This is a genomic window from Nonomuraea sp. NPDC001636, from assembly GCF_040298265.1.
Taxonomy (GTDB): Bacteria; Actinomycetota; Actinomycetes; order Streptosporangiales; family Streptosporangiaceae; genus Nonomuraea.
On the sequence record NZ_JBEOZT010000015.1, the window covers coordinates 235,564 to 243,086 of the forward strand.

General features: G+C 69.1%; 7 protein-coding genes and 2 rRNA genes. 1 reads left to right on the forward strand and 8 read right to left on the reverse strand.

The features are described from left to right. Positions 1-30: 30 nt before the first annotated feature. The 6 genes from mreC to ABT158_RS27350 all read right to left on the reverse strand — a co-directional run bounded on the left by mreC (position 31) and on the right by ABT158_RS27350 (position 6,042). The gene (mreC, locus tag ABT158_RS27325) at positions 31-909 is read right to left on the reverse strand and encodes a rod shape-determining protein MreC (RefSeq protein ID WP_352328455.1); all 879 of its coding nucleotides are present in this window, start codon (positions 907-909) and stop codon (positions 31-33) included. Further along, the gene (locus tag ABT158_RS27330; protein ID WP_352358052.1) at positions 909-1,940 is read right to left on the reverse strand and encodes a rod shape-determining protein; all 1,032 of its coding nucleotides are present in this window, start codon (positions 1,938-1,940) and stop codon (positions 909-911) included. The genes mreC and ABT158_RS27330 overlap by 1 nt, the downstream gene beginning before the upstream one ends. Before the next feature lie 273 nt (positions 1,941-2,213). Continuing rightward, the gene (gene ndk, locus ABT158_RS27335) at positions 2,214-2,624 is read right to left on the reverse strand and encodes a nucleoside-diphosphate kinase (protein ID WP_352358020.1); all 411 of its coding nucleotides are present in this window, start codon (positions 2,622-2,624) and stop codon (positions 2,214-2,216) included. A gap of 165 nt (positions 2,625-2,789) precedes the next feature. Continuing rightward, positions 2,790-4,367: a hypothetical protein gene (locus tag ABT158_RS27340; RefSeq protein WP_352358022.1), complete on the reverse strand. Its 1,578-nt coding sequence runs from the start codon at positions 4,365-4,367 to the stop codon at positions 2,790-2,792. 11 nt (positions 4,368-4,378) lie between these two features. Then, entirely contained in the window at positions 4,379-4,720 is a 342-nt protein-coding gene (locus ABT158_RS27345; protein ID WP_352358024.1) for a DUF4233 domain-containing protein, read from the reverse strand. Then, complete coding sequence (locus tag ABT158_RS27350; protein ID WP_352358026.1) at positions 4,717-6,042, reverse strand: bifunctional folylpolyglutamate synthase/dihydrofolate synthase; 1,326 nt, start codon at positions 6,040-6,042, stop codon at positions 4,717-4,719. Before ABT158_RS27350 ends, ABT158_RS27345 begins: the two co-directional genes overlap by 4 nt. A gap of 104 nt (positions 6,043-6,146) precedes the next feature. Here ABT158_RS27350 and ABT158_RS27355 point away from each other — a divergent pair, with 104 nt between their 5' ends. Continuing rightward, the gene (locus tag ABT158_RS27355) at positions 6,147-7,031 is read left to right on the forward strand and encodes a carbohydrate-binding protein (protein ID WP_352358028.1); all 885 of its coding nucleotides are present in this window, start codon (positions 6,147-6,149) and stop codon (positions 7,029-7,031) included. Between the two features lie 124 nt (positions 7,032-7,155). Here ABT158_RS27355 and rrf read toward each other — a convergent pair. Together rrf and ABT158_RS27365 are read right to left on the reverse strand one after the other, a co-directional pair. Continuing rightward, positions 7,156-7,272, reverse strand: a 5S ribosomal RNA gene (gene rrf / locus ABT158_RS27360). A gap of 76 nt (positions 7,273-7,348) precedes the next feature. After that, positions 7,349-7,523: ribosomal RNA gene (locus ABT158_RS27365) — 23S ribosomal RNA — on the reverse strand; the annotation flags it as partial.

Consider the following 7,523-nt stretch of genomic DNA (forward strand, 5'->3'; position numbering starts at 1 on the left):
CGGCCTCGCCGGAGGCCGTGCCGTCGCCGATCACCGCGCCCCCTCCTTGACCGGCAGGACCGCGTCACGCGGATCCCGCTTGGGCCCTTCGACCACCACCCCGACCACGTCGAGCGCCGTCAGGTCGGCGAACGGCCGGGCGTAGGCGATCCGGGTCAGCTCCCCCGGCGTCGACTCCACCCGTTCGATCACCCCGATCGGCACCCCCGGCACGTACGGCCGCCCGTTCTTGGAACCGAAGCTGACGATGCGACCGCCTCGCTCCATCGGCGCCGTCGAGTCGAGCAGCCGGAACTGCACGAGCCGCCCGTTCTCGCCCACCCCGTGCACCACGCCGATCTCCTGGCCGCCCTCCAGCCGCCCCCCGGCGGCCGAGGCGGGGTCGCTGAGCAGCACCACCGTGGAGGTGGCGGACGAGGCGTGGATGACCCGGCCGACCAGCCCGTCGCCGTTGAGTACCGTCATGTCGGGACGCACCCCGTCACCGGTGCCCACGTCGATCTGCACGCTGTCCTCGAACCCCGGCTGTCCGCGCCTGGCCACCACGTTGGCCGTGACCACCTTGTAGCCGCCGGTGCCGGAGAGGCCAAGCAGCTTCTTCAGCTCCGCCGAGCGGGTGGCGTCGAGCGTGCTGGAGGACAGCCCGGCCCGCAGCCTGGCGTTCTCCTCCTGCAACTGCTCGATGTGCCGCTGCGCGCTGGGCGCGCTGGCCAGGGCGTGCAGGAAGCCGCCGACGGGACGCACCACGCCCCCGCCGAACCGCTCGGCCGCGCCGAACACCCAGGACCCCGCCGAGCGCAGCGGACGCAGCGGTGAGCTGTCGCCCGCACGATGGTCGATGGTCAGGACGACCAGCGCCGCCATCAGCAGCACTCCCAGGATCAGCCGGGCCCGGCGCGAATCTCTCATCAGTGCCGCGACTCCGGAACGAGCACCTGCTGCAGTGCCTCGAACTCCTCGGCGCACTTGCCCGAGCCGATGGCGACCGAGTCGAGGGCGTTCTCCACCAGGTGAACGGGCATGCCGGTCTCGGCCTTGACCCGCTCGTCGAGGCCCTTGAGCAGGGCGCCGCCGCCGGTCAGGGCGATGCCGCGGTCCATGATGTCGCCCGACAGCTCGGGCGGGCACTTGTCGAGGGTGGTCTTCACCGCGTCGACGATCGCGTTGACCGGCTCCTCGGTGGCCTTGCGGATCTCCTCGCTCGACACGATGATCGTCTTGGGCAGCCCGCTGATCAGGTCGCGCCCCCGCACCTCGGCGTGGGACTCCTCGCCGTTGGGGCAGGCCGACCCGATCGCCATCTTGATCTCCTCGGCGGTGCGCTCGCCGAGCATCAGCGAGAACTCCTTCTTGGCGAACGTGATCACCGCCTGGTCGAGCTCGTCGCCGCCGATCCTGATCGACTGGCTGGTGACCACACCGCCCATCGAGATGATGGCCACCTCGGTGGTGCCGCCGCCGATGTCGACCACCATGTTCCCGGTGGGCTCGTGGACCGGCAGCCCGGCCCCGATGGCGGCGGCCATCGGCTCCTCGACGATGTAGACCTTCCTTGCGCCGGCCTGGTATCCGGCTTCCTTCACCGCGCGCTGTTCGACGCTGGTGATGCCGCTCGGTACGGCGATGATGATGCGCGGCTTGGCGAAATGGCGTCGTCTGTGCACTCGTTGGATGAAGTAGCGCAACATCCGTTCGGTGACGTCGAAGTCGGCGATCACGCCGTCCTTCAGCGGGCGGACCGCGACGATGTTGCCGGGCGTACGACCGATCATTCGCTTTGCCTCGATGCCCACCGCCACGATCTTGCCTGTGGTGGTGTTGATCGCTACGACTGACGGCTCATTGAGCACGATGCCCCGGCCACGCACGTATACCAACGTGTTGGCGGTGCCCAGATCGACCGCCATGTCACGGCCGAGAAACGCGAGCTTGCTGCCCATGGGGAACGGAGCCCTCCGTATCGTCGTTCGCGAATGACTACGGATCGAATTCGAATCGTAACGTGACGTACCCACCAGTGAGCGCAATGAGCCCTCGCGCTCCACAAAAATCTCCAGCCCCTACCTCAACCTGGATTTTGCCCGAATTGCACCCACACGACCGGATCAACTGCGCCGGCGCCTGCCAGACTCGGTGAACGCTACAACCCACCGCCGACAGAAAGACGCGCCCGCACGGCGTGAAGCCGGCGGGCGCGCGGGTGAAGCTGACTGCTAGAAGCGGTCGGGGAAGAAGATCTTGATCTCCCTGGCCGCGGACTCGGGCGAGTCCGAGCCGTGGACGACGTTCTCGCCGATCTCCAGGGCGTGGTCGCCGCGGATGGTGCCGGGGGCGGACTTGACCGGGTCGGTGGCGCCGGCCAGCGCGCGGAAGGCCTCGATGGCGCGCGGGCCCTCAAGGACCAGGGCCACGAGCGGCGCCGACGTGATGAAGTCGACCAGCTCGCCGAAGAACGGCTTCTCGGCGTGCTCGGCGTAGTGCGCCTTGGCGGTGTCGGCGTCGAGGGTGCGCAGGTCCATCGCCACGACCTTGAGGCCCTTGCGCTCCACGCGGGCGATCACGTCACCGATGAGGCCACGCTTCACCCCGTCGGGCTTGATCAGGACAAGAGTGCGCTCGGACACGTGTGGTTCTCCTTTGAACAGATTCGGGTCGCGGCTACGGGCGCCTGGCCTGACCACGAGGGCGCTCCGCGGGACACGGGCCCTCGCGTCGCCATAGCCGTCGCTCAGCTTACCGTCCGCACCCACACCCTCGGCGCCACAGGGATGACGCGCGCGAGCGAGGATTCAGGACCGCTCGTCGTCCTCCGGCGAGGGCGCCTGCGGCGGCACCGCGGGCACGGGCTCGGCGGACTCGTCCTCCTCCGGCGCAGGAGAGCCCTCGGGACCGACCGAGCCCCACGTCGTGACCGGCTCCTGCCCCGCGGCCCCGCGCTCGAGACCTGCCCCGACCGCCACCGCGACCTCCGCCGGCTCGCCGTCGGACGGCGGCTCCTCCTCCCGGGACGGCCGCCGCCCCATCACCGCCGCCAGCACGATCACGCCCACCAGCAGGAACCCGCCGATCAACGCCCACCAGTGCAACGCGCCCACGAAGCTGTCGACCAGCTCCTGGCGCGACCCGACCCCCTCCAGCATCCACATCTGCACGCCGGTGCCCAGGAGGTAGCCCGCCAGCACCCCGGCGACGCCCAGCGACAGCCCGAACGCCGCCGCCCCGATCCCGATCTCGCCGAGCGTGGCCGTGACCGCCACGGTCGCCCCCACCGCGAGCAGCGTGAACGGCACCGCCAGCACCAGCCCGTCGGCCGACGGGACGACCAGCCGCACCGAGCACAGGCCGACCACCATCGCCAGCAGCCCGAGCGGCGCCGTGAACCGCCCCACGCCCTTGGCGAACATCCGCACGACCACCCCGGCGACGACCGCGAGCACCGCCGCCACCCCGAACGGCGTCCACAGCCCGCGCAGCCCCGGCCCGCCCAGACCGCCCATCTCCACCAGCGTGACCTGCGCCGTGCTCGGCAGCAGCACCACCCCGACGGCCACCATCGTGTACGCGTGCGTGCGGCCCTCCGCCCGGCCGATCGAGCCGAGCGCCAGCAGCCCGACGATCGCCACCCCCGCCAGCAGGATCACCGGGACGACCCCCCACCCCGCGCTCGCCGTGCTGACCGCCACGGCCGCGATGCCCGCCGCGGGCACGGCCGCGAGCAGCAGCCGACTGCGCTCCCTGGCGTCCGGCGCGGGCGCGGGCGCCCGCCCGGCGAGCCTCCAGACCAGCAGGTACGCCGCCGCCAGCGCCAGCGCGACCCCGGTGGCCATCGGGTACGGCTGCAACGTGACCTTCCAGCTCGTCACGTCGACCAGCGGCCAGAGCGCGAGCGCCTGAGCCTCCAGCAGGCTGACGCACAAGACCCCGGCCCACAGGCCGCGCAACGCGGGCGTACGGTCCCAGACCGCCACCAGAGTGGCCGGCACGATCAGGCCGCCGCCGATGCCGCGCAGCACGCGTACGACGCCGACGACCAGCTCCGAGGCCGCGTATCCGCCCGCCGCGTCGGCCACCGCCACCAGCGCGAGCCCCGCGACCAGCACGTGGGCCACCTTCATCCGCCGCAACGCGACGGCCGCGAGCGGCACCGTCAGCATCAGGGCGGGCAGCGCCAGCCCGTGCGTACGGCTCAGCCCGATCTGGTCGAAGTCGCCCGGCAACAGGTCGGCGACCACGGACAGCGTGTTGGGGATCGCGACGATCGCCAGCGGCAACGCCACGAGGACGAGCAGCCCGAGCACCACGTCGAGCAGCCAGGAATGCCTGAGGCCAGCCGGAAGCGGCGACCGTTGAATCGGGGGGACGGCCATGTAGGCCGACTTTAGCGGGAAGTCACGCCCTCGACACGGCGAGCTACGATAATCGCGGTGATCCACAGCGCCGCGAAGATCGCGCCGAGGAAGAACATGGTCGGCACGAGGAAGCCCGTGGCGATCGCCAGCACCTGGACGACGCTGCCCATGACGTACCCGAAGGGCCGTTTGAGCAGGCCCGCGGCGACCACGCACAACACCAGGAGCCCGACGCCCACCGCGACGGCGAGCGCGGGGGCCACTCCGCCCACGACGATCGCCACCGGCGTGATGAGCCCGGCCACGATGGCCTCCATGCCGAGCACGCTCGCGCCGAGCCTGCGCATGCCCGGTGTGACCTCGAAATTCATCTCACACCATCCGCCTTGAGCAAATGCCGGGCATCTCCGGCCGTCACCACAGAACCGGTGATGAACACCCCGGCCCCGCTGAACTCGCCCTCAGCGTCGGCGATGCCGATGCCCCTGTCGAGGGCCTCGTCGAGCCGCTCGACGACGTGCACACGGTCCTCGCCGAACAGCGGCACGGCCAGCGCGGCGAGCTCCTGCGCCGACAACGACCTGGGCGAGGAGTTACGCGTCACCACGATCTCGTCGAGCATCGGCTCCAGCAGCTCCAGCAAGGTCTCGACATCCTTGTCGCGCATGACCGCGACCACGCCGATCACCTTGGCGAAGTCGAACGCCTCGTGCAGCGCCTCCAGGCTCGCCTCCAGCCCGCCGGGATTGTGCGCCGCGTCGATCACCACCGTGGGCGTGCGCCGGACGACCTCCATCCGGCCGGGCGAGGACGCCTGGGCGAACGCCTGGCGCACCAGGTCGACGTCGAGCGGATCGTCGCCACCGGTCAGCGCCTCGACGGCGGCCAGCGCGCACACCGCGTTACTGGCCTGGTAGCTGCCGTAGAGCGGCAGGTAGATCTCGTCATAGACGCCCTTGAGCCCGCGCAGGGTGAGCAATTGCCCGCCCATGGCCATCTCCCGGCCGAGCACGCCGAACTCCAGCCCCTCGCGCGCCACCACCGCGCCTACCTCGGCCGCGCGGCGCATCAGCACCTCGGCCGCGGCCAGCTCCTGCTGAGCGAGCACGGTCGTGGCGCCCGGCTTGATGATCCCGGCCTTCTCTCCGGCGATGCTCGGGATGTCAGGACCCAGACGATCCATGTGATCGAGGGAGATGGGCGTGATGACCGACACCAGGCCGTCGGCGACGTTCGTCGCGTCCCACGACCCGCCCATGCCGGCCTCGATGACCGCGACGTCGACCGGCGTGTCGGCGAACGCCGCGAACGCCATGGCCGTCAGCAGCTCGAAGAACTGGATGCGCCGGTGCCCCTGCGCGTCGGCCAGCTCGACGTAGGGCGCGATCTCCTCATAGACCTCGGCGAAGCGCTCCTCGCTCAACGGCTGGCCGTCGACCGTGATGCGCTCGCGCACGGTGACCAGGTGCGGGCTGGTGAACCGGCCCACTCTGAGGTTGCGCTCGCGAAGCAGCGCCTCGGTCAGCCGCGCCGTGGTCGTCTTGCCGTTGGTGCCGGCGATGTGTATGACCGGGTACGCCCGCTGAGGCGAGCCGAGCAAATCCATGAGCGCAGCGATCCTGTCGAGCGTCGGCTCGAAATCCCACTCGACGCCCCGCTCCAGGATGGCACGTTCAACCGCACGATAATCCACCCCTCAACCCTACTGACCACGCGTAGCGGTCTGGACGCGGGGCAAACATATCGTGAATCGTATAGAAAATTAGAGGGTACTCACCTCCGCCGCAGGGTGCCACCTTGGAGAACAGCCTGCTCTACCCCCCAGCAGGCGCTTTCAAGGAGGCCATCGTGGAAGGCGAGAACACTCGCGAGGAAAGGCAGCGCGGAATCACCAGAAAGGCGCTGTTCAAGGCGGCTCTCATAGCGACACCGGTCCCGTTCCTGATCGGCGAGGTGCCGGCCCTGGCCCGCACCATGGCCGGGACCGGCCAGCAGCTGGAGCCCACCCCGTTCTGCGACGACGGTGACGATCTCACGATCTCGCAGACCGAGGGCCCCTACTTCAAGCCCAACTCCCCCCAGCGCTCGACCCTCCCCGGCTCGGGCACCCCGCTGACGGTGAGCGGATATGTGTTCGGACTGTCCTGTCAGCCACTGGCGAACGTCCTGCTCGACTTCTGGCAGGCCGACACCAACGGCAACTACGACAACGTCACGTACAACTTCCGTGGGCACCAGTACACGAACGCCCAGGGGGCCTTCAAGCTCACCACCATCGTGCCCGGCCTCTACCCCGGCCGTACCCGGCACATCCACGTCAAGGCGCAGGCTCCGGGCCGTGGGATCCTCACCACGCAGCTCTACTTCCCGGGCGAGCCGCGCAACAACACCGACAGCATCTACGACCCGAGACTGCTCATGAACGTCCGCCCCGTCGGCTCGGGGAAGGAAGCGACGTTCGACTTCGTGCTCAATGTCCAGGGAGTGCCACCCACGCAGACGCCCACTCCCACTCCCACGACTAGTCCGTCTCCGGGCGGCGGAACCTGGAAGGTTGGGGTGACCTACCAGGCGGGTGACCAGGTAACTTACGGCGGGTCGACGTACCGGTGCCTGCAAGGGCACACGTCAATGGCCGGTTGGGAGCCACCCAACGTGCCGGCTTTGTGGCAGCGCGTCTGACCCACTGGTCCCCGAACGCAAAAAAGGGCCACCCCGGCTGCTGGGGGTGGCCCTCGTTCGTGTTGCCATGCCTGTGAACGCGAAGAGGCCCCACACGAACCGTGTGGGGCCTCTTCGAAAGATTGTCCGGCGGTGACCTACTCTCCCACACCCTCCCGAGTGCAGTACCATCGGCGCAGAGAAGCTTAACTTCCGGGTTCGGAATGTAACCGGGTGTTTCCTTCCCGCCATAACCGCCGTAACCCTATGAAACTATCAAACGGAACACGCCGCTTGTTGTTTCAGAATTGCCTAGTGGACGCGAGCAAAAAAGCTTTGAGGTCAAGTCCTCGGCCTATTAGTACCGGTCAGCTCCACACATTACTGTGCTTCCACCTCCGGCCTATCAACCCGGTCGTCTACCGGGAGCCTTACCCACTCTCGTGGTGGGAGACCTCATCTCAAGGCGAGCTTCCCGCTTAGATGCTTTCAGCGGTTATCCCTTCCGAACGT

Bases quoted from the DNA above. Each gene is read 5' to 3' on its own strand.
- ABT158_RS27340 (WP_352358022.1), bottom strand. From the start codon at position 4,367: ATGGCCGTCCCCCCGATTCAACGGTCGCCGCTTCCGGCTGGCCTCAGG.
- ABT158_RS27345 (WP_352358024.1), bottom strand. From the start codon at position 4,720: ATGAATTTCGAGGTCACACCGGGCATGCGCAGGCTCGGCGCGAGCGTG.
- mreC (WP_352328455.1), bottom strand. From the start codon at position 909: ATGAGAGATTCGCGCCGGGCCCGGCTGATCCTGGGAGTGCTGCTGATG.
- ABT158_RS27330 (WP_352358052.1), bottom strand. From the start codon at position 1,940: ATGGGCAGCAAGCTCGCGTTTCTCGGCCGTGACATGGCGGTCGATCTG.